A 21,794-nucleotide genomic window follows, 5' to 3' on the forward strand; every position below is an offset into this window, starting at 1 on the left:
TGAAATAAACTCATGAATAGAAATGCCTTTTTGGAATTGAATCTGATTTTTAGCCATTTTCATTTACCTCCACACAGACTTATTTTAAGTATACGCCTATGGGAGCTGAATTTAAGTGATAATCAGGTAATAAATTGAGCTGCTGTCATGCAAGTTTCTGGCTTCACGGTACAATTCCGTCAAATAAGCCGCCGGTGAGAACATCGATGCAACCGAGCCTGGCGCGGCATAGTTATCAGCACGATTACCAAACAGATCACTATAACCTTGTATAAAACCCAACATTTGCCGGGTACCCAACCGAACAGCGTTTTTCAGCAACGGATTAGCATAGGCAAAAATACGTTTTTCATGAAGTAGGTTTCTATCCTGTTCCGTTTGTGCAGTTTCATAAATCCGTTTTGCTTCCCCCCAATTAACCATTCCCCGAGTTTTTTCCCGGAAAGTATCAAAGGGATACAAAGCAATTTCCGCCGGACAAGTTAATTGCAGTTTCTGACAAATAGTATCGATAGTGCTTGATAATGAGTTTTGCATAATTGTCTCTCATTGATAATGTTATTGCAGCAGGCAAACAGAGACCAACTGCAAATGTGCAGTATTAACAGGTTAGGGATCAAAAACACGGACGAATATTATTGAAATAATATCGCCTGAAAACACCCATAGGGATGATTCATCCTCTAATTTGGTTGGTATGAAATAGTGAATACGACAAAATGCCACATAATGATATCAGGCATGGGAAATATATTTATCAGCCCAGAAGGGAAAGCCACAAACATATTTTTTTACGTTGGAGTGTTAAAAAATGATATGGTAATTGTTGATGTTTACCAAGATGCGGGATTTTATACGAGATGATAAAAAATTAGTTAATTTTATTCCTAATAAAGAGACTGAGAAAGTGATAATCATGTGAAATATATTATAAAGACGTTATAACCAACGTCGTCATTTACTATAATTTATCTTTAATGACTTAATTAATAACAAAATTTTATTAATTACCATCATAATTCTTCCATTCATTCAACTTTATAAAATATCAAAAATAAATTAACCTTAATTATCCAGATGGAAAATAAAAATTTATACTTTGTAAGAATGCAATAGATAAAAAAACACGCTCTTACCAAGGAATTTCCTTAGTAAGAGCCAACGATTAAGGACGAACACCCAAAGTATGACAAATTGCATAACTCAGTTCCGCGCGGTTCAAGGTATAAAAATGAAAATCCTTCACACCTTCGCGGCTTAAAATCTTCACCATATCCATCGCAATAGAAGCACCAACCAAATTAGCGCTTTCAGGATCATCATCCAGCCCGTCAAACATTCTGGTCATCCAGCTAGGAATACGCACATTGGTCATTACAGCAAAACGTTTAAGCTGACGGAAATTGGATACCGGCAAAATTCCCGGTACAATTTCTACATCAATCCCGGCAGCCACACAGCGGTCACGAAAACGCAGGTAACTTTCCACATCAAAGAAGAATTGGGTAATAGCCCGGTTCGCACCCGCATCAATTTTTCGTTTCAAGCTAATCAAATCAGCCTGAGAACTTTTTGCTTCTGGATGAACTTCAGGGTAAGCAGCAACGGAAATATCAAAATCAGCTTCTTTCTTAAGCAACTCAACCAGATCAGACCCATACATTTTGGGTTTTTCACTGTTTTCCGGTAAATCACCCCGTAAAGCCACAATATGGCGAATACCATTTTTCCAATAATCACGGGCAATTTCACATAACTCATCTCGGCTGGCATCAATGCAGGTAAGGTGCGGAGCCGCTTCAAGGCCAGTTTTCTCTTTTATTCCCTTGATTATGCTGTGGGTACGATCACGCTCGCCAGAGTTAGCGCCATAAGTAACGGAAACAAATTTAGGCTTGAGGGTGCTCAGGCGATTAATGGATTTCCACAAGGTTTTTTCCATCTCGGCTGTACGCGGTGGAAAGAATTCAAATGAAACACGGATCTGTCCTTCCAGTTCAGCCAGATTCTGATTCAGCGCTTCTCGCTGATTTGCGTGAAAAAAACTCATACCCTGCACCTCGTTAACAAGCGGAATAATTTCCCATCTCAATAATTTGCCAGTTATTCTCGTTTACACTTCTAAACACCTATACGTTTAGACGTCTAAATAAGATGAGGGATCGGCATTTTTTAGTCAACAACAAAGTTGAGTTAAATCGGTGAGGAATATTCACCCTGAATCGGAAAAAAATTCATCAAGCAATCTTTGGCTTTGTTTATATCGGCTTACAGATCGATGCCTAAAACAGCAATGAGGAAAGATGCCCTGTTCAGGACATCCCCCCTCTCGCTACCTCAAGTATCAAGCGAAGGAAATCACATTTGATCAATCAATGAAGGTTATAAAACTTAAAGCCGTTGTGACAAACGGTTAAGATCCGACTGAATCGCTCCGGCGGTCACATCACGACCCGCCCCCGGCCCACGTATCACCAACGGATTATCGCGGTACCAACGGCTCTCAATCGCAAACACGTTGTCACACGGTAGCAAGGAAGCCAATGGGTGATCAGGACGCACCGCCTCAACACCCACTTTTGCCTTACCATTCGCATTAAAACGAGCAACATAACGCAGCACCATGCCCATTTCCTGCGCTGCGGCCAATCGTTGTACCATTTGTTCATTGATCGCACCGCTATTATCAAAGAACTGTTCAATAGAACCTGATGCTGCTTCTCTCGGAACCAATGACTCAACACGCACCTGCTCCGGCTCAATCTCATACCCTGCTTCACGGGCAAGGATAATCAATTTGCGCATCACATCCTGACCAGACAGATCAATACGCGGATCAGGTTCTGTCAATCCTTGTTGCCACGCCTGTTCGACTAAATCACTGAATGGTACTGAACCATCAAATTGCAGAAACAGCCAAGATAATGTACCGGAGAAAATGCCGCTAATGGATAAAATGGTATCGCCACTCTCCCGTAAATCTCTCACTGTATGGTTGATCGGTAAGCCCGCGCCAACTGTCGCATTGTAAAACCAATGACGACCTGTTTTAGCAAATGCATCGCGAATAAGGCGATAGTCGCTGCTACTGGAAGCGCCTGCAATTTTATTGGCGCTGATAACATGGAAACCATAGCTGGCGAAATCTCTGTAACATCGAGCTAGTTCTTCACTAGCGGTCACATCCAAGATTACCAGATCGTCATAAGGGTGCGCTCGCATCCACAGAAATAACTCATCAACATCATATTCTGTCGCTTCATTATCAAAAAAAGCTAATGCTCGACTCGCGTCAATCCCTTGATAATCCAGTAAGCTCCGACGACTATCCACCACACCAGCCAGAATAAATTCAAAATCACTGCGAGCCGAAATATTTTTCTGCTCACGAGCAAATAACTCCAACCAACGGGAGCCGATATTTCCTTTACCAAACAAAATCAGACCAATCCGCTTTTCAGCACGGAACAAGCTCTGATGCAGCCCCTGAATCACATGTTCAGTCTGATTAGTCCGCAGCACAGCGACAAGGCTGATACCATCCTCCGCGTGCCAGATAAATTCTACCGGCTGATCTTTAAGTTGTTGATAAAAACGGTGGCAATGTAATGGGTTCTTGCATACACCAGCCCCAACCAACGCCACCAGCGCCAGACCTTCTCGTAGGGAAAGTCTCCCCGGAAGCGCAGCATCTTCCAACACACCCAGCGCACTATTCACCACTTCGGAAGTGTAACAGAGCTGAATCAAATTACAGTCTGGATGGATACCTGTTGCCAGTGGACGAATTTGTTCCCGTTTTAACAACAGATCAATATCTTTGTATATCTGCTTAAAATCATGATGAGCAGCCACGTGCAACTCAATCAGGCAAACATCATCATGGCTAGTAACAATTTTTGCGCCAGTTCCAGAAGCTAAAACTCTTTCAATACGCGTTGAACCTTGCTCCGGCTGGTAGCTGCAACGTAATAGCAAATCAATATCACTGATGGAAACAGGCTGTAAGGTACGGGTATGCAGCACAGGTGCGGCAAGACGGGCAAGCTCGCTGGCTTCATCCAAACGCAATAGCGGCAACAAACAGGCATCTTTGACTTTTCTCGGATCAGCACTGTACACACCAGCAACATCACTCCAGATGGTTACCCGTCTCGCCCCTGCCAAAGCCCCGACTTGAGTTGCAGAATAGTCACTGCCATTCCGCCCCAATAAAACCGTTTCTCCATCATGATTACTGGAGATAAAACCGGTCACGACCAGTCGCTTATTTAGATTTTGAGTTAACAACTGATTTAACAACGGCTGGGAAAGGGTAACGTCGATTTGTGGTTGAGCCGCTCGCTCTGCGCGTAAAAACCGGCGGGCATCCACCCAAGCGCTAGGAATACCCTGGTCTTCAAGCACCGCTGACATCAAACGTGCGGACCAGATCTCTCCGTGTCCCACCACTTCTGCGTAAGTCACATCACTAACCGGTTTATCCAGTAATGCGCTTAATTTTTCAAGATCAGCAATAAAACGCTTCACCAACTCTTCAGCAACAGTTTCAGGTAATAAACCTCTAATCAGATCCTGCTGATAGCGGCGCAGAACCTGCTGTACCTGATGGGCGGAAATACGGTCGTTCTGGCTAAGTTTAAGCCAATTAATTAACTGATTAGTCGTGCTGCCTGCCGCGGATACCACCATTAAATCACCGGGGTGGCTGTAATTAGCCATAATCTTAGCTACCCGTTGATAACATTTCACATCCGCAAGACTGCTTCCACCAAACTTATGTAATTGGCGGCCATTTTCCGCCGTTGCAACTGCCAGTGCACTCATGGTCACTCCTTTACTACTGCTTGAAATGCATTTTCCAAATCAGCGATTAAATCCTGACTATCTTCAATACCCACAGAAACACGCAATAGTGAATCCGTAATCCCCGCTTCCGCCCTTGCCTGTGCCGACATTCCAGCGTGAGTCATGGTAGCCGTATGGGAAATTAAGGTTTCCACTCCGCCCAATGATTCCGCCAAAGTAAATAACTTTAATTCAGACAGGAAACAGCGTATCGCTTGTTCATTACCATCCAACTCAAAGCTTATCATTGCGCCAAAACCAAATTGTTGTTTACAAGCAATTTCATGCCCTGGATGATCTTTCAAAGCCGGATAAAAAAGTTTTTTCACTAACGGTTGATGTTGAAGATAATCGACAATCTCCAATGCATTCTTTTGCTGTAGCAAGACCCGTGGCGATAAAGTACGCATGCCACGCAATAACAGGTAACTATCAAACGCGGCGCCGGTTACACCAATATTATTCGCCCACCAAGCGAGTTCCGTTGCAACCGCTTCATCCTTTGCAATAATGGCTCCGGCAATCACATCAGAATGTCCGTTAAGATATTTAGTACAGGAATGCACAACTAGATCTGCCCCCAACGCCAAAGGCTTCTGTAATACCGGACTCAGGAAAGTGTTATCAACAACAACTGTCGCACCTACCTCATGGGAAAGTTGGCATATATGGGCAATATCGACAATACGTAACAAAGGATTACTGGGCGTTTCAATCAAGACCAACTTTGGTTTTTTGGACAATACTTGCTTTAATGCCTGTTCATCACTCTGATCGACAAAAGCCACTTCATAAGCACCGCGTTGACTCAGGCTATCAAACAAGCGGTAGCTGCCGCCATAACAGTCATGAGGAGCAACCAACAGATCGCCGGGCTTAAGGAAAACCGTGCATAACAGGTGAATGGCTGACATTCCACTGCTGGTCATGATAGCACCCGCTCCCTCTTCCAACTCAGCCAACGCCCGTTGCACCATATCACGGCCTGGATTACTCCTGCGGGAATAATCATGCGTTCTTGGCTGATTAAAATCTGTAAAATTATATGTGCTGGAAAGATAAATAGGCGGAACAACACAGCCATACTGTTCATCAGTATTCAGCCCATTGCGAACTGCTATTGTTGCCGGTTTGCGTGTCATATCAGCTACCACTGTCTGTTATAAATTAAGTCAGTGAAGAATATCCGCTACCACAATAGACGTCAACACATCTAGACATCTAAACTTCTTTACGGTTAGATTAAGCAATGGGATAATTATTCATCATAACTAATGCTGCTTTATTTGTTCTTTATTTATTAATAGCCATTAGTTTATCGCATATACTATAACTGTATAATTGATAAGGAAATCACGATAAAATGGCAATATGTTACAACGAAAGCTGGTGTTGTTATCTGGCTTAATTTTATGATTTTACGACTATTTAAGGTACCCCATGGCTGAGTGGAACGGTGAATATGTCAGTCCTTATGCTGAACATGGCAAAAAAAGCGAACAGGTGAAGAAAATCACAGTTTCAATTCCTTTGAAAGTGTTGAGGATCCTCACTGACGAACGCACCCGTCGCCAGGTAAACAACCTGCGTCACGCGACCAACAGTGAATTGCTGTGTGAAGCATTCCTGCACGCATTTACTGGGCAACCACTGCCCGATGATGCTGATTTACGCAAAGAACGTAATGATGAAATCCCAGAGGCTGCCAAAAAGATCATGCGGGAATTAGGTATTGATCCCGATACCTGGGAATATTGATAGTAGCGCAAAAAACTCCTGTAGAAATTCAGGGATTTTTTATATGGCTAAAATACAAAACGCCCGATGCAAAACACCGGGCGTTAGTACCAGTTGGCCTGCCGTTACAGACAGGCGCAATTCTGCAATTACTTGCTGACACCTGGAACGTTGAAACGTTTCTTGAAGCGATCAACACGACCACCTGTAGCAACATCACGTTGTTTACCCGTATAGAATGGGTGACATTGGCCGCATACGTCCAAGTTCAGAGCGTGACCAACGGTAGATCTGATTTGCATTACATTACCGCAAGAGCAGGTTGCAGTAACTTCTTCATATTTAGGATGAATACCTTTTTTCATGGGATAACCTCTGTTAAGGCCGTGTCGCTATCCAGCCCTGTTGCCGCCAGACACCACACGTCGTGTTGATAAAATGAGTTTGGTATCTTCTATACCAAAGGCGGCGGATCATACAGAAGATCTGCCTATCTCGCAATGAAATCCACTCAACACCTATGGTACTCTATAATCAATTTTTGATTATACTCTAACTTACCCTTTGATTTTACGGAATAATTTTATGGTTGTCGTTCAGGTTGCTCTGCCTGTCCCTCTTACCCGCTCTTTTGACTATCTGTTGCCCACAGAAGGTCAATTACCCGTTGCAGGAATGCGGGTAACAGTCCCTTTTGGCAAACGTAAAGCTATTGGTATCGTTACCGGGATAGCTGACAACAGTGATATTCCAGCAGAACAACTGAAAACCATAGAATCTATTCTTGATACTCGCTCCTTATTTTCAGAAAATCTTTGGCAACTATTACTCTGGGCATCCAACTATTACCATTACCCCATCGGTGAAGTCCTGTTCCATGCATTGCCGGTACTACTTCGTCAGGGAAAACCCGCGGAACCAGCCCCATTATGGCAATGGCAAATTACTCCAGCCGGTGCTGAATTACCGCTGGCTCAACTGAAACGCTCACCAAAACAGCAGCAGGTACTGGCAACCCTACGCCGTAAGGCAATATATCGCCACCAGATTACAGAACTGGAACTGAGTGAAAGCGCTTTTCAGGCGCTCAAAAAGAAGTCACTTATCGATTTATACCCTGTGCAACCTAGATATGAGAACTGGCGAAATCACTTCCAAATCACCGGCGAACGCCTGAAATTAAATACCGAACAAGCCACAGCAGTCGGAGCTATCCGCGCAGAAGACCAGCAATTTTCTCCCTGGTTACTGGCAGGCATCACCGGATCAGGTAAAACAGAAGTTTATCTCAGTGTGCTGGAGAATATTTTGGCACAAGGTAAACAAGCGCTGATACTTGTACCAGAAATTGGCCTGACACCCCAAACCATCCGTCGTTTCCGTGAACGTTTCAACGCGCCGGTTGATGTTCTTCACTCAGCCCTGAATGACAGTGAACGCCTTGCTGTATGGCTACGGGCGAAACAGGGTGAGAACGCCATTGTCATCGGTACACGATCAGCCCTATTTACCCCTTTCGCCGGTCTTGGCATCATCATTATTGATGAAGAGCATGACAGTTCTTATAAGCAACAGGAGGGCTGGCGTTATCATGCCCGTGATCTAGCGGTATTTAGAGCAAAAAAAGAGAATATCCCGGTGATCATGGGTTCTGCGACCCCAGCATTGGAAACACTTTACAATGTGCAACAAGGCAAATACCGCCCGCTGACATTATCCAAACGAGCAGGCTATGCTCAACCAGCGACTCAACATCTGTTGGACTTAAAAGGTTTACCACTCAAAGTCGGGTTATCTCAACCACTAATAAAGCGTATTGAAGAACATCTACAAGCCAACAATCAAGTCATACTTTTCCTTAACCGCCGCGGTTACTCACCTGCCTTACTCTGCCACGAATGTGGCTGGATTGCAGAATGCCAGCGCTGTGACCATTATTACACGCTGCATCAATACCATCGTCAGTTACGTTGCCATTATTGTGACAGCCAACGCCCCGTTCCCCGCCAGTGCCCACAATGCGGTTCTACCCATCTTCAACCTGTCGGCCTTGGCACAGAACAGCTTGAAGACGGTATTTCAGCCCTATTTCCTGATATACCCATTACCCGCATTGACAGAGATACCACCAGCCGCAAAGGAACACTGGAACAACAACTCGCTGACATTCACACTGGAAACGCCCGTATACTGATTGGCACTCAAATGCTGGCAAAAGGACACCATTTTCCCGATGTCACCTTAGTCGCTTTACTCGATGTTGATGGCGCCCTGTTTTCAGCAGATTTTCGGGCAGCGGAACGTTTTGCACAACTTTATACACAGGTTTCTGGTCGGGCTGGTCGAGCTGGTAAACAAGGAGAAGTGGTTCTTCAAACTCACCATCCTGACCATCCATTACTGCAAATTTTGCTCAATAAAGGCTACGATGCTTTCGCTATTCAAGCTATGGATGAGCGCAAAAGTGTGTTTTTGCCGCCATTTACCAGCCATATTATCTTGCGGTCAGAAGATCACGATAATCAGCAAGCACCTGCTTTTTTACAGCAATTGCGCCTACTTTTCGAACATCATCCTTTGCGGGATGATAACTTATGGATCATGGGTCCGGTTCCTGCATTACAGTCAAAAAGAAGCGGTCGTTATCGTTGGCAACTATTAATTCAACATCCATCCAGAACTTTTTTACAAAAAATCATGGCGATGGTTTATCCACAAATAACAACTTTGCCGCAAATTCGAAAAGTAAAATGGAATATCGATGTTGATCCAACAGACAGTTAGCGATTAATTGCCTCTATTTTAAAACACATAACCTGAGCAGATTAAACATACTCTTATTTACTATTTAAAAAATCGCACCTGACAATCAGTAATCAATGAAAAATTATTCACTAATTTGCGAGCCACATCGAATAAATGATTTATATCACACTTTTTTACAAACTAAGGAATAAATGAATTTGCCAAACTGTTTAGAATGATCCCTTAATAACATTGTCATAACCTTAAACCGCATGTCATTACTTTTCTTAAAGTCACTGACGGTTTCCCGGCAACCAGAAATTGACAATCATTTAACTAACCCGTCAGGAAATGAGGAGTGAGTTTTGGAGCAGAAAAAGAATGGCACCTCCGCAACAATGAAAGATGTCGCTGAAGTGGCTGGCGTTTCTACCGCAACAGTATCAAGAACACTCATGAATCCAGAAAAGGTTTCTTCCCAGACCCGACAAAAAGTGGAACAAGCCGTACTGGCTGTGGGTTATTACCCAAGTAACTTATCCCGTAATCTTAAACGCGGTGAGTCAAAAACTATTTTAGTGATAGTGCCAAATATCAGCGATCCTTTTTTCACTGATGTGATTTGCGGCATTGAAGAGACAGCGGCAGAACATGGCTATCTGGTTTTAATCGGTGATTGCCAACATCAGCAAAAACAGGAACACACGTTTCTCAACCTGATTGTCACCAAACAAATTGATGGTCTGTTGTTACTGGGTTCTAATGTCCCGTTTGATGCCAGCAAAGAAGAGCAAAAAAACCTACCACCTATGGTAATGGCGAACGAATTCGCACCAGAGCTAGAGCTGCCGACTATTCATATTGATAATCTGACCGCCGCATTCAATGCCACTCATTATCTGCAAACATTGGGACATAAACGCATTGCTTGCCTCTCCGGCCCAGAAAACATACCGATTTGCCGCTATCGCCTTCAAGGATATATCCAAGCACTGCGGCGCTCTGGCGGAACAATTCGTGAAGATTATATTGTTCAAGGTAATTTTACCCATGAAAGCGGCGCAAAGTTGACCGAACAACTACTCTCTCTGTTAGATCCCCCTACAGCCATCTTCTGCCACAGCGATGTTATGGCGATTGGCGTGATGTGGCAGGCTAAAAGAATGGGCTTAAAAATACCGGAAGATTTATCCATCATTGGGTTTGATAACTTAAGTCTAGCCATGTACAGCGATCCGCCATTGACAACCGTTGGCCAACCCCGTTACCAAATTGGTCACAAAGCAATGTTACTGTTGCTAGATCAAATTCAGGGCCACACAACATCTGGCGGTTCTCAGTTACTGGAATCAGAATTAATTATTCGGCAAAGCACCTGTTCGCCTAAAAGCTAGGCAAATAACCGCAGGTTAAGTAACATATCGTTTATTTTCTTTTATTTAAATTACTCAGCGAATTAGACAGTGGCACAACGAGATTATGTGAGTCGCGGGCGTTCAAACACCCGCCGTAAAAATACCGATAAGAAAAAATACCAAGCCCAAGGGCTGCCAAAAGCAACGCTGGCTGTCGCGGTAGCATTAGTCATTATCTTTATTGGTGGCCTTTACTTTATTACCCACAATAAACAGAAAAACGAATCAGAAGTAGTGCCAAAACATTCTCAGCAAAACAGTGGGTTACCGCCAAAACCGGAAGAACGCTGGCGCTATATCAAAGAATTGGAAAATCGTCCCGTTGGTATCGAGACACCACGTGAGCCTTCATCCGGAGGGCAAATCAATTCACAAACTCAGCTAACCGCCGAGCAACGGCAGTTACTTGAACAAATGCAGGCGGATATGCGCCAACCGGCGACTTCGCTGCCAGAAGTACCATACAATGGCGTTCAAGTACCGCGTTCACAAGTGATCATCAAGCCATCAACGGAAACACAACAACCGCAGGAAACAAGACCGCAACCACAGCCTCAACAAACGTTACCGCAACAATCAATGCAGACTCAGCCAGTTCAGCCGCAAACGCTACCACTGGCTGAAACCAGTAAACCAAAGCCCGTAGAAAAGGCACAGCGTATGATTTTACAATGTGGTTCATTCCGCAATATGGACCAAGCTGAATCAGTACGTGCCAATCTGGCATTTGCAGGTATTGAGAGTCAGATCACAACGGGAGATGGCTGGCATCGTGTGGTTCTTGGTCCCTACAGTAAAAACACCGCAGAAAAAATGCGGGAGCGCCTGAAAGGCGTTGGCGTATCAGGTTGCATTCTCCGTGTTACTGGGGGTTGAAAAATTATAATTCTCCCCCATCTATACTGCTAAACACCGTGCACACGGTATTTTCGATAGCCGTATACACTGTCGAAAGTACCGTGCGTCACATTTATCTATTTTTGTAACCAAGGGCTTACTCGTGACTACAATCGTAAGTGTTCGCCGTAATGGCCAGGTCGTAATCGGTGGTGATGGACAGGCAACGATGGGTAATACCGTCATGAAAGGCAATGTCCGTAAAGTTCGCCGCCTCTATAATGACAAAGTAATCGCGGGTTTTGCCGGCGGTACAGCAGACGCTTTTACTCTGTTTGAACTGTTTGAACGTAAACTTGAAATGCACCAAGGGCATCTAACCAAAGCGGCGGTTGAGCTTGCTAAAGACTGGCGCACTGATCGCATGCTACGCAAACTAGAAGCACTGCTAGCAGTCGCAGATGAAAATACCTCTCTAATCATTACAGGTAACGGCGATGTCATTCAACCAGAAAATGACCTGATTGCTATTGGTTCCGGTGGACCGTACGCCCAATCCGCCGCACGGGCAATGTTGGAAAATACCGATCTCAGTGCCAGACAAATCGCAGAGAAAGCGCTAACCATTGCCGGTGATATCTGCATTTATACCAACCATAATCACAACTTCGAAGAACTTCCTTCAAAAGCGTAAGGGTAGATAGTATGTCTGAAATGACTCCACGCGAAATTGTCAGCGAACTTGACAAACACATTATTGGTCAGGACAAAGCGAAACGCGCTGTAGCTATCGCACTCCGTAACCGCTGGCGTCGTATGCAGCTAGATGAAACGCTGCGCTACGAAGTAACGCCTAAAAATATCCTGATGATTGGTCCGACTGGGGTAGGTAAAACCGAAATCGCCCGTCGCCTGGCAAAACTGGCAAATGCGCCGTTTATCAAAGTCGAAGCGACCAAATTCACCGAAGTTGGCTATGTTGGTAAAGAAGTCGACTCTATCATCCGTGATCTGACCGATGCCGCGGTTAAAATGGTTCGCCTGCAATCCATTGAACAAAACCGCTATCGGGCGGAAGAACTGGCAGAAGAGCGTATTCTTGATGTCCTGATCCCACCAGCAAAAAATAACTGGGGACAAACAGAGACGCAAGTCGAACCATCAGCCGCACGCCAGGCATTCCGTAAAAAACTACGCGAAGGTCAACTGGATGATAAAGAAATCGAGATTGATGTTGCCACCACACCTGTAGGCGTCGAGATCATGGCGCCTCCGGGCATGGAAGAGATGACAAACCAGCTGCAATCTATGTTCCAAAACCTTGCTGGTCAGAAACACAAATCTCGTAAGCTAAAAATCAAAGATGCTTTCAAGCTACTGGTCGAAGAAGAAGCCTCTAAACTGGTTAACCCGGAAGAATTGAAACAACAGGCCATTGATGCCGTTGAACAACACGGTATTGTCTTCATTGATGAAATCGACAAAATTTGTAAACGCGGTCAAACTTCAGGCCCTGATGTTTCCCGTGAAGGTGTTCAGCGTGACCTGTTGCCACTGGTGGAAGGCTGTACGGTATCCACTAAACACGGCATGGTAAAAACAGACCATATCCTGTTTATCGCCTCAGGCGCATTCCAGGTTGCCAGCCCTTCCGATCTAATCCCTGAATTACAAGGGCGTTTGCCAATCCGCGTGGAACTACAAGCATTAACTACAGAAGATTTTGAGCGTATTCTGACTGAACCAAGCGCATCTCTGACAGAGCAATATAAAGCTCTTATGGCAACAGAAGGAATGGATATCAGTTTCACGACTGATGGCATCAGCAAAATCGCTGAATCAGCATGGCAGGTAAATGAATCAACCGAAAATATCGGCGCCCGTCGCCTGCATACTGTGCTTGAACGACTGATGGAAGATATCTCCTTCGAAGCCAGCGAACGCCAAGGCCAGTCAGTTAACATTGATGCCGACTATGTTAAACAGCATCTAGATGAACTGGTTGCAGATGAAGATCTGAGCCGCTTTATCTTATAATCGGTGTATACGATTCCTGATCCACTGTAATTAGATGGGAGGCAAGCCTCCCATTTGTTTTTTATAAATTTACAGGAGTAAGTGAACGCAGAAATGAACTCATCAACCTCCATTAGTCAAACTCAAGCATGGCTGGAAAGTTTGCGTCCTAAAACGCTGCCGCTCGCCCTTGCAGCCATTATTACTGGTTCAGCCCTCGCTGCCTGGACAGGGCATTTCAAGCTACCGGTTGCTTTACTGGCGCTATTAACAGCAGCCATACTGCAAATTCTGTCCAATCTCGCCAATGATTATGGTGATGTTATCAAAGGTAGTGATACTGAAAAGCGTATAGGGCCGCTACGTGGTATGCAAAAAGGCATTATTACCGCCTCACAGATGAAAAAAGCGCTGAAGATTATTGTCCTGCTAGCTTGCCTGTCTGGTGGCGCCTTGATTGCCGTAGCCTGTGAAGAACCCGGCGATATTTTTGGTTTTCTGGTACTTGGCCTGCTAGCAATTATTGCCGCAATTACCTATACCGTTGGCGCAAAGCCTTACGGTTATATGGGGCTTGGCGATATTTCAGTACTGATTTTCTTTGGCTGGTTAAGTGTTGCCGGTACTTATTATCTTCAAGCAGGTTTTTTTGACTCGGTTGTCATACTCCCAGCTACAGCCTGTGGTCTTCTCTCTACTGCTGTTTTAAATATCAATAACTTGCGTGATATCGAAGATGACAAACAGCATGGCAAAAACACCCTGGCTGTCCGCCTCGGCCCTAAAAAAGCCCGTTACTATCACGTCTGTTTAATAATCACAGCAATACTTTGCTTGGCATTATTCACCGTACAAAACTCGTCTGGCTGGTCAGGCTGGCTGTTCCTGCTCGCTTTGCCTTGGTTGTTCAAACATATGTGGTATGTACTTAATGAACCCACACCAGAGGGAATGCGTCCAATGTTGGGACCGATGGTTAAAGCGGCGTTACTGACTAATATTTTATTTTCAGTTGGTCTTATTTTTAACTAGACAGTATTTGTGCTGCTTTTCCGGGGAGGTTGAACTTAATCATTCTATACCTGTTAACAATATCAATTTAATAATTGATGATTTTGCTAACATCCACCTGAAAGGGATATACTTACCGTTCCATACCTTAACCAGACGTAAATCCTATGAAATATGATACTTCCGAGCTTTGTGACATCTATCAAGAAGAAGTAAATGTGGTAGAACCTATGTTCTCCAATTTTGGCGGGCGTACTTCATTTGGTGGTCAAATCATCACGGTTAAATGCTTTGAAGACAACGGGTTACTTTACGACCTGCTTGAAGAGAACGGTCATGGACGCATTTTACTGGTAGATGGTGGTGGTTCTGTACGCCAAGCATTAATTGACGCTGAGCTGGCACAACTCGCTGTGCAAAATGGATGGGAAGGCATTGTCGTTTACGGTGCTGTACGTCAGGTTGACCAGCTAGCAGAGTTCGACCTCGGTATTCAAGCTATAGCCGCTATTCCTGCTGGCTGTCGTGATGAAGGAACCGGCGCAAGCGATATCCGGGTGAATTTCGGTGGTGTCACCTTCTTCTCTGGCGATTATTTGTATGCCGACAACACCGGTATCATTTTGTCCGAAGAGCCACTGGGACTTGATGAGAGTGAAGAAGATGAGATCATCTGATGGTAACGTATAATAGAATTAAGGGCGATTTTTTAGATCGCCCTTATTTGTCTGCTGGAAATTTGTAATTACTGAACATCTTCCATTTTGCCCAACAAAGCACGCAAACGTTCTTGCCATACTTGTTGCTCTTGCTTTAATTGCTCATTCTCATGAGTCAGAGACTCACGGCTGCTGGTAGCATTCTGAATTTCCTGAGACAAAGATCGATTTTTTTCTTTTAATTCTTCAATTTCCATTTGTAGCAGGGTAATAGTATCAATCGCCTGCTGAACCTTGGCTTCCAGCTTTTCAAAAACTTCAAATGACATTCTCGGTTCCCCCTTATAAGCAATTGTCTGATTGTATGTAGCCAACGCGCCCCTGTCTAGCAACATCCCCAACACATGAAAAATAACTACCAAATAAAAACCCCAAAGTGTCTCACACTTTAATTTTTAGCAAAATAGCGGATAAATGCGGATTCGCTCATTTTGTTGACACAACACACACATTTCAATTTCGCTATTTCTCGTTTCCGCGCATTAACGATAAATTTACATTTTCCTCCTTTCAATGCTGGAAGGCGACAATAATAACTACCCCTCTAAAATCTTCTTCGTAGGATAGAACATATGAGCCAAACCACTAGCACGACATTAACCGGACAATGTATCGCTGAGCTTCTTGGTACCGCACTATTGGTTTTCCTTGGCGTAGGCTGTGTCGCCGCTGCACGTATTGCCGGCGCACAGTTAGGTTTATGGGAAATCAGTATTATTTGGGGCATGAGCGTTGCGTTGGCTGTTTATCTTACCGCAGGTGTTTCCGGTGCTCACCTTAACCCAGCGGTGACAATTGCCTTATGGTTGTTTGCCCGTTTTGATGGCAAAAAAGTTATCCCTTTTATTATTGCCCAGATGATTGGCGGCTTTATCGCTGCCGCTCTCATTTACATGATGTACTACAACGTATTCCTTGATTACGAACAGGTACATAATATCGTTCGCGGTACTCCTGAAAGCTTGTTTACAGCGGGCGTATTCTCTACTTATCCAATGGCGTCACTGTCCATTTCTCAAGCTTTTATGATAGAAGTTATCATTGCCGCTATTCTGGTTTGTTTAATTCTGTCATTAACTGACGATGGTAACGGTATTCCTCGCGGTCCTCTGGCTCCGTTACTGATTGGTATTGTGGTTGCCGTTATCGGTGGCGCATTCGGTCCATTAACCGGTTTCGCGCTGAATCCGGCACGTGACTTTGGCCCCAAACTAATTGCTTATCTAGCGGGTTGGGGAGATATTGCCCTGACAGGTGGACGTGAAATCCCTTACTGTCTGGTTACTCTGACCGCACCTATTATCGGCGGTATTGTGGGAGCATTTGGCTACCGCAAGCTTATTGGTCGCCATTTACCATCTGATGTTCATAAAACTGAAGATCAGAAGAAAAAGAGAACCTAGAGTAGAGCATTACCAGAACAGGTTATTATCATGACAACAGAAAATATGATTGAGAAAAAGTACATTGTTGCCCTTGATCAAGGAACTACCAGCTCCCGAGCGATAATTCTTGATCACGACGCCAATATTATCTCAATTTCCCAAAGAGAATTTGCGCAAATTTATCCTAAACCGGGTTGGGTAGAACACGATCCAATGGAAATTTGGGCAACCCAAAGCTCAACTTTGGTAGAAGTATTGGCGAAAGCGGATATTAGTTCTGATCAGATTGCCGGTATTGGTATTACCAACCAACGTGAAACGACGATTATTTGGGAAAAAGAAACCGGTAAACCTATCTACAATGCCATCGTTTGGCAATGTCGCCGTACCGCGGACGCATGTACTAAACTAAAACAAAAAGAGGGATTGGAAGAATATATTCGCCAGAATACAGGGCTGGTAGTGGACCCTTATTTCTCTGGCACCAAAATAAAATGGATCTTAGATAATGTCCCAGGCGCCCGTGAACGGGCTGAAAAAGGTGAGCTACTGTTCGGTACTGTGGATACCTGGCTAGTATGGAAAATGACCCAAGGCCGAGTTCACGTTACCGATTTCACAAACGCTTCTCGAACAATGCTGTTCAACATTCACAATCTGGAATGGGATCAGCATATTCTTGATGAGTTACAAATCCCGCGCTCCCTACTGCCTACCGTTCATTCATCTTCTGAGATTTATGGTCAGACCAACATCGGCGGTAAAGGCGGCACACGGATCCCTATCGCAGGTATCGCAGGCGACCAACAAGCTGCTCTATATGGTCAACTTTGTGTCCAACCGGGTATGGCGAAAAACACCTACGGGACAGGCTGTTTCCTGCTGATGAATACAGGCACAGATGCCGTGCGCTCCAATCATGGATTACTGACAACCATTGCCTGTGGTCCCCGCGGTGAAGTGAACTATGCGCTTGAAGGTGCGGTTTTCGTTGGTGGCGCTTCTATTCAGTGGCTACGTGATGAACTGAAACTTATTGCAGATGCTGCTGATTCCGAATACTTTGCCACCAAAGTTAAAAATAGTAACGGCGTATATGTGGTTCCCGCTTTTACCGGCCTTGGCGCGCCATATTGGGACCCCTACGCCCGCGGCTCAATCTTTGGCCTGACCCGCGGCACCAACAGTAATCACATCATTCGTGCGACGCTGGAATCCATCGCCTATCAGACCCGCGATGTCCTGGATGCCATGCAGGCTGATTCAGGCGCCCGGCTGCAAGCACTGCGGGTAGATGGCGGTGCTGTTGCCAATAATTTCCTGATGCAATTCCAATCAGATATCCTTGGCACCCGAGTAGAACGCCCTGTGGTGCGTGAAAGCACCGCATTGGGCGCAGCATTCCTCGCAGGATTGGCGGTTGGTTACTGGAAAGATCTCGATGAAGTGAAAAGCAAAGCCACCATTGAAAAAGAGTTCCGTCCGGGTATTGAAACCACCGAACGAAATTACAAATACAATGGCTGGAAAAAAGCGGTTGCCCGCGCACAGGATTGGGAAGATAAAAGCTAAGATTTACTGAATAAAAGAAAGGGGGGGGAATGAACGCCCCCTTTCTTTAATTGTTTGATTAAACGACATGCCCGTGACGCTGCATCCTATGCGCTAATGGTAACCAACACAGCAGGATCAAAACTGACGTAAAAAACATCAGCATACCCACGCTGAATTGATTATTTTGCGGCAGCATTGCAGATAACCAGGTTGCCAAGCCAGAGCCAACATTCTGCAAACCGCCGACTAGCGCCCCTGCTGCACCTGCCAGATAAGGAAATGGTTCCATTGCCCCGGTTGTTGCTAGAGGAAACAACATTCCCGCACCAAAGAAAAAGAGGGCGGCAGGCGCCAATAGCGTCCAAATATTCATTACACCTAACCATCCTGGCAACCACATCAATGCACCGGCCAATAAACAACAAACCACCGAATGCCACATCAAATTATAAAAAGTTCTTCCTTCTCGCCCGGCATACCACGCGCCAAAGAAAGCCGCTGGAATAGGCAAAATAAACAAAATACTGACGGTAATACTGCTCAACCCAAGCACTCCCCCCATCAGCACACCACTACAAGCCTCAAAGACCGCAATCCCTGACAGACCACCAATTAACATCACCAAATAAGCAGTAAACGAGCTATTCGATAACAGTTGATGGAAAGAAGTGAGCATTTTTCGTTTTTCGGTTTGCTGTGGCCGGGTTTCCGGCAACTTACAAAACACGTAATAAACGACACCAATACACAAAAGCAATAAAAACAGATAACAGGAACGCCAACCAAAGAAATGCGCGACCACACCGCCAATCATCGGCGCAAGTAACGGGCTAACTAAAATTCCCATATTCAACAAACTATTAGCATAACGCAGCGCAGTGCCAGTATATAAATCCCTTGGCATCGTTCTGGCCATCACACCCGCAACTCCTGTTCCCAACCCCTGCAAAGCACTGGCAACAACCAACACATCCAAATTAGGAGAAAATAAAGCACAGACAGTCGCAAACAGGAAAATGATCATACCGGCCAGAATAACCGGGCGCCGGCCAATCTGGTCTGAAAGAGGGCCGTAAAAAAGCTGCGAAAGCCCATAAGAAAACAGATATGCGGCCATCACACGTTGTACAGAACCCGTCGACACATTAAAGTCTTTAGCAATATCTGCAATAACAGGCACATAGATTGTCTGTGTCATCTGCCCTACAGCAGCCAGTGCAATCAATATCAGCAATAAATGAAAGTTTTCTAATTTTCTCATCGCATTCACAATAAGTTTATACAATTCATAAAGTCACAAGAAACCCCAAGCTATTAAAAAATGGCCTGTATTCTCTTACTCAACTAATGTGACTAACTTAACAAATTTAAAATATTTTGCGAGATAGTGCACAATTTTATTTGTAGAAAAAATAACAGTTAATTACGCCATATCTGGCAACAAATATGTACATATAAAACTAAGTATTAATAAAATAATGGTTAATTTTTCTATAACACAGAATCGATAATGGTATTTATCTCTATAGGACTAAAATAGCGACGTAAAAACAAACGGTTCGGGGATTTCTTTCAGGATAGGAGATAAGTTCCAATGGCAAACTGGGTTACAGGAAAAGTCACACAAGTTATTCACTGGACGAATACCTTATTCAGCATCAGGATACATGCACCGGTTGAAGAATTCACCGCTGGTCAGTTCGCAAAACTGGCGATGGAAATAGATGATGAACGGGTGCAACGAGCCTACTCTTACGTTAACGCTCCAACAGATAACAATCTTGAATTCTATTTAGTGACGGTTCCTGAAGGCAAACTTAGTCCACGATTAGCCGCGCTGCAACCCGGTGATGATCTATTAGTGACAGAACAAGCCGCAGGTTTCTTTATTCTTGATGAAATACCTGATTGCAAAACATTATGGATGCTCTCAACGGGAACAGCTATTGGCCCTTATCTGTCAATTCTTCAACAAGGGGACTACCTGGAAAGATTTGAGAACATCGTATTGGTGCATGCAGTCAGGCTCACACAGGATTTAAGCTATCTGCCCTTAATGCAACAACTAGTTAAGCATTTCAATGACAAATTACGCATTCAAACTATCGTCAGCCGTGAACAAAACCCCGGCTCACTGACTGGCCGTATCCCAGCACTGATTGAGAACGGCGAACTTGAGGCCGCTGTCGGGCTTACAATAAGCAGTGACAACAGCCATATTATGCTATGCGGTAATCCTCAAATGGTGAAAGATACCCAACAACTGCTAAAAGAGCAGCGAGGAATGACAAAACACTTACGCCGTAAACCGGGGCATATCACCAGTGAGCAATATTGGTAATTTCAGTCATCTTTGACAGAAATAAAGTCCACTTTCTCTGTTGCTTCACCAAACCGGTTTGGCCCATCGGTGCCACGGAATACACCGCAATCGAGCACCATCATTACAATGATCAATGTGGGGATAAAACGGCCAATCCCCCATTGCCAGAACGGTACCATGCCACCCCAGTCAACAGCAACCAACAATCCTGCCAGCAGCAAAAGCAGCGACCACCCTCCCCGCTTATTTCGGTCATGCAAACGCTTAACCATCATTGCCGTTGCGGGATACATCACCAAGACAAGGGCAAAAATAGCATAGTGCATGGTTAAAGAACTCATTCCCTGAATAGTCAAGATAATAAACATCAAGGCCAGGCAAACACCAGTGCCAATCCAGAATTCACGCCGCCCAATACGTCCTTTGAATGAAAAACCCCATTGTTGTAATGTCATCTATTCTTTTCCAATCGTGTATTCTGTTTTTCAGCGCAGTTTAACCTAAGCGAGCGGCAACATGAAAATGGACGTTAATAAATTTCTAGCCATAATATTCGCGGCAAGCATCATCGGTTTGCCGTTGGCAACCAATGCTGATGAATCCACAGCCACTGGACCCACAGTGCAAGCAACCTATCTTCTACCAAATGCTCCCTCTTTTGATGAAACCATCCCACGATTTCGCGAAAAATATAATCGCCACAACCCGACATTGCCACTACGCGAGTATCGGGTAATTATAAGTAAAAACATTTATCTGCCACTGACACGAGCTGCCAGCAGAATCAATGAAAAACTTTATTCTTCCGCCGTACTTGAGCGAGGAAGTGAAAAAATCAAAAGCCTGCAACTGACATTATTACCATCAGAAAGCGAAACAGAAACACAGAAAAATCATATTCTGGCAGAACAATACATGATAGCTCTGATGCGCCACTTTAACCCGACTATTTCACAGGAACAAAGCAAAGAGAATATTAATAACTTGCTCAGAAACAGCAAAAAATCGCCATTTTACAGCCACAACATCGGCGCCATTCGCTATATTGTGGTAAATAGTAGCGAAAAAACGCTTACCTTCGCCATTGAACCGATTAAGCTATGGTTATCTGAACCCGATAACTAATCAAATTTAGGAATAAAAAAAAGCTATTGTTTGCAATGATCACTATACTGTGGAGCATTGATCTACCGAATCGATCCTA

19 protein-coding genes and 1 pseudogene are annotated in these 21,794 nt (G+C 44.4%); 12 read left to right on the forward strand and 8 right to left on the reverse strand.

Going from position 1 to position 21,794, the window contains the following annotated elements; all coding sequences use genetic code 11:
• Positions 1–123: 123 nt before the first annotated feature.
• The 4 genes and pseudogenes from EAE92_RS05820 to metB form a co-directional block, all read right to left on the reverse strand.
• Positions 124–537 (reverse strand): annotated as a pseudogene (locus EAE92_RS05820) (hypothetical protein); the annotation flags it as partial.
• A gap of 628 nt (positions 538–1,165) precedes the next feature.
• Complete coding sequence (gene metF, locus EAE92_RS05825) at positions 1,166–2,050, reverse strand: methylenetetrahydrofolate reductase (protein ID WP_214067391.1); 885 nt, start codon at positions 2,048–2,050, stop codon at positions 1,166–1,168.
• A gap of 341 nt (positions 2,051–2,391) precedes the next feature.
• Positions 2,392–4,827 (reverse strand): bifunctional aspartate kinase/homoserine dehydrogenase II, encoded by a 2,436-nt coding sequence (locus tag EAE92_RS05830; protein WP_214067392.1) that lies wholly within the window; start codon positions 4,825–4,827, stop codon positions 2,392–2,394.
• Positions 4,828–4,829: 2 nt separating this feature from the next.
• The gene (metB, locus tag EAE92_RS05835; protein ID WP_214067393.1) at positions 4,830–5,990 is read right to left on the reverse strand and encodes a cystathionine gamma-synthase; all 1,161 of its coding nucleotides are present in this window, start codon (positions 5,988–5,990) and stop codon (positions 4,830–4,832) included.
• Between the two features lie 298 nt (positions 5,991–6,288).
• Between metB and metJ the strand changes: the two genes are divergently transcribed.
• Positions 6,289–6,606 carry a met regulon transcriptional regulator MetJ gene (gene metJ, locus EAE92_RS05840; RefSeq protein WP_036780112.1) on the forward strand — a complete coding sequence of 106 codons (318 nt, stop codon included), beginning with the start codon at positions 6,289–6,291 and terminating at the stop codon, positions 6,604–6,606.
• Positions 6,607–6,734: 128 nt separating this feature from the next.
• On the opposite strand, the gene rpmE is transcribed toward metJ, so the two are convergent.
• Entirely contained in the window at positions 6,735–6,950 is a 216-nt protein-coding gene (rpmE, locus tag EAE92_RS05845) for a 50S ribosomal protein L31 (protein WP_036780114.1), read from the reverse strand.
• Positions 6,951–7,170: 220 nt separating this feature from the next.
• On the opposite strand from rpmE, the gene priA reads away from it, so the two are divergent.
• From priA to rraA, 7 genes are all read left to right on the forward strand, one after another.
• Entirely contained in the window at positions 7,171–9,369 is a 2,199-nt protein-coding gene (priA, locus tag EAE92_RS05850) for a primosomal protein N' (RefSeq protein ID WP_214067394.1), read from the forward strand.
• A 326-nt stretch (positions 9,370–9,695) separates the two neighbouring features.
• The gene (gene cytR, locus EAE92_RS05855; RefSeq protein ID WP_214067395.1) at positions 9,696–10,724 is read left to right on the forward strand and encodes a DNA-binding transcriptional regulator CytR; all 1,029 of its coding nucleotides are present in this window, start codon (positions 9,696–9,698) and stop codon (positions 10,722–10,724) included.
• 69 nt (positions 10,725–10,793) lie between these two features.
• Positions 10,794–11,621: a cell division protein FtsN gene (gene ftsN, locus EAE92_RS05860; protein WP_214067396.1), complete on the forward strand. Its 828-nt coding sequence runs from the start codon at positions 10,794–10,796 to the stop codon at positions 11,619–11,621.
• A 124-nt stretch (positions 11,622–11,745) separates the two neighbouring features.
• Positions 11,746–12,276, forward strand: coding sequence for an ATP-dependent protease subunit HslV (hslV, locus tag EAE92_RS05865; RefSeq protein WP_036780122.1), 531 nt, complete (start codon positions 11,746–11,748; stop codon positions 12,274–12,276).
• An 11-nt stretch (positions 12,277–12,287) separates the two neighbouring features.
• Positions 12,288–13,619 carry an ATP-dependent protease ATPase subunit HslU gene (gene hslU, locus EAE92_RS05870; RefSeq protein WP_036780124.1) on the forward strand — a complete coding sequence of 444 codons (1,332 nt, stop codon included), beginning with the start codon at positions 12,288–12,290 and terminating at the stop codon, positions 13,617–13,619.
• Between the two features lie 93 nt (positions 13,620–13,712).
• Complete coding sequence (locus EAE92_RS05875) at positions 13,713–14,630, forward strand: 1,4-dihydroxy-2-naphthoate polyprenyltransferase (RefSeq protein WP_214067397.1); 918 nt, start codon at positions 13,713–13,715, stop codon at positions 14,628–14,630.
• A 146-nt stretch (positions 14,631–14,776) separates the two neighbouring features.
• Positions 14,777–15,286 carry a ribonuclease E activity regulator RraA gene (gene rraA, locus EAE92_RS05880; RefSeq protein ID WP_036780127.1) on the forward strand — a complete coding sequence of 170 codons (510 nt, stop codon included), beginning with the start codon at positions 14,777–14,779 and terminating at the stop codon, positions 15,284–15,286.
• 68 nt (positions 15,287–15,354) lie between these two features.
• Here rraA and zapB read toward each other — a convergent pair whose 3' ends face one another.
• A complete protein-coding gene (zapB, locus tag EAE92_RS05885; protein ID WP_036780129.1) occupies positions 15,355–15,597 on the reverse strand; it encodes a septal ring assembly protein ZapB in 243 nt (80 codons plus the stop codon).
• A 303-nt stretch (positions 15,598–15,900) separates the two neighbouring features.
• On the opposite strand from zapB, the gene EAE92_RS05890 reads away from it, so the two are divergent.
• Positions 15,901–16,731: an MIP/aquaporin family protein gene (locus EAE92_RS05890; protein WP_214067398.1), complete on the forward strand. Its 831-nt coding sequence runs from the start codon at positions 15,901–15,903 to the stop codon at positions 16,729–16,731.
• Positions 16,732–16,761: 30 nt separating this feature from the next.
• Positions 16,762–18,285, forward strand: a complete 1,524-nt coding sequence (gene glpK / locus EAE92_RS05895; protein ID WP_214067399.1) for a glycerol kinase GlpK — start codon at positions 16,762–16,764, stop codon at positions 18,283–18,285.
• A gap of 58 nt (positions 18,286–18,343) precedes the next feature.
• Here the strand turns inward: glpK and emrD are convergent, their stop codons facing one another.
• A complete protein-coding gene (gene emrD, locus EAE92_RS05900) occupies positions 18,344–19,528 on the reverse strand; it encodes a multidrug efflux MFS transporter EmrD (protein WP_214067400.1) in 1,185 nt (394 codons plus the stop codon).
• 333 nt (positions 19,529–19,861) lie between these two features.
• Between emrD and fpr the strand changes: the two genes are divergently transcribed.
• A complete protein-coding gene (fpr, locus tag EAE92_RS05905) occupies positions 19,862–20,608 on the forward strand; it encodes a ferredoxin--NADP(+) reductase (RefSeq protein ID WP_214067401.1) in 747 nt (248 codons plus the stop codon).
• A gap of 2 nt (positions 20,609–20,610) precedes the next feature.
• Here fpr and EAE92_RS05910 read toward each other — a convergent pair whose 3' ends face one another.
• Positions 20,611–21,045 carry a DUF805 domain-containing protein gene (locus tag EAE92_RS05910; protein WP_214067402.1) on the reverse strand — a complete coding sequence of 145 codons (435 nt, stop codon included), beginning with the start codon at positions 21,043–21,045 and terminating at the stop codon, positions 20,611–20,613.
• Positions 21,046–21,112: 67 nt separating this feature from the next.
• On the opposite strand from EAE92_RS05910, the gene EAE92_RS05915 reads away from it, so the two are divergent.
• Positions 21,113–21,715, forward strand: a complete 603-nt coding sequence (locus tag EAE92_RS05915) for a DUF1454 family protein (RefSeq protein WP_214067403.1) — start codon at positions 21,113–21,115, stop codon at positions 21,713–21,715.
• Positions 21,716–21,794 lie beyond the last annotated feature (79 nt).

The sequence above is a fragment of the Photorhabdus hainanensis genome, assembly GCF_018448965.1.
Lineage (GTDB): Bacteria > Pseudomonadota > Gammaproteobacteria > Enterobacterales > Enterobacteriaceae > Photorhabdus > Photorhabdus akhurstii.

What these genes read in the sequence shown, in the direction of transcription:
- metF (WP_214067391.1), bottom strand. Translation starts at nt 2,050, where the DNA reads ATGAGTTTTTTTCACGCAAATCAGCGAGAAGCGCTGAATCAGAATCTG.
- EAE92_RS05830 (WP_214067392.1), bottom strand. Translation starts at nt 4,827, where the DNA reads ATGAGTGCACTGGCAGTTGCAACGGCGGAAAATGGCCGCCAATTACAT.
- metB (WP_214067393.1), bottom strand. Translation starts at nt 5,990, where the DNA reads ATGACACGCAAACCGGCAACAATAGCAGTTCGCAATGGGCTGAATACT.
- metJ (WP_036780112.1), top strand. Translation starts at nt 6,289, where the DNA reads ATGGCTGAGTGGAACGGTGAATATGTCAGTCCTTATGCTGAACATGGC.
- rpmE (WP_036780114.1), bottom strand. Translation starts at nt 6,950, where the DNA reads ATGAAAAAAGGTATTCATCCTAAATATGAAGAAGTTACTGCAACCTGC.
- priA (WP_214067394.1), top strand. Translation starts at nt 7,171, where the DNA reads ATGGTTGTCGTTCAGGTTGCTCTGCCTGTCCCTCTTACCCGCTCTTTT.
- hslU (WP_036780124.1), top strand. Translation starts at nt 12,288, where the DNA reads ATGTCTGAAATGACTCCACGCGAAATTGTCAGCGAACTTGACAAACAC.
- EAE92_RS05875 (WP_214067397.1), top strand. Translation starts at nt 13,713, where the DNA reads ATGAACTCATCAACCTCCATTAGTCAAACTCAAGCATGGCTGGAAAGT.
- rraA (WP_036780127.1), top strand. Translation starts at nt 14,777, where the DNA reads ATGAAATATGATACTTCCGAGCTTTGTGACATCTATCAAGAAGAAGTA.
- zapB (WP_036780129.1), bottom strand. Translation starts at nt 15,597, where the DNA reads ATGTCATTTGAAGTTTTTGAAAAGCTGGAAGCCAAGGTTCAGCAGGCG.
- EAE92_RS05890 (WP_214067398.1), top strand. Translation starts at nt 15,901, where the DNA reads ATGAGCCAAACCACTAGCACGACATTAACCGGACAATGTATCGCTGAG.
- glpK (WP_214067399.1), top strand. Translation starts at nt 16,762, where the DNA reads ATGACAACAGAAAATATGATTGAGAAAAAGTACATTGTTGCCCTTGAT.
- emrD (WP_214067400.1), bottom strand. Translation starts at nt 19,528, where the DNA reads ATGAGAAAATTAGAAAACTTTCATTTATTGCTGATATTGATTGCACTG.
- fpr (WP_214067401.1), top strand. Translation starts at nt 19,862, where the DNA reads ATGGCAAACTGGGTTACAGGAAAAGTCACACAAGTTATTCACTGGACG.
- EAE92_RS05910 (WP_214067402.1), bottom strand. Translation starts at nt 21,045, where the DNA reads ATGACATTACAACAATGGGGTTTTTCATTCAAAGGACGTATTGGGCGG.
- EAE92_RS05915 (WP_214067403.1), top strand. Translation starts at nt 21,113, where the DNA reads ATGGACGTTAATAAATTTCTAGCCATAATATTCGCGGCAAGCATCATC.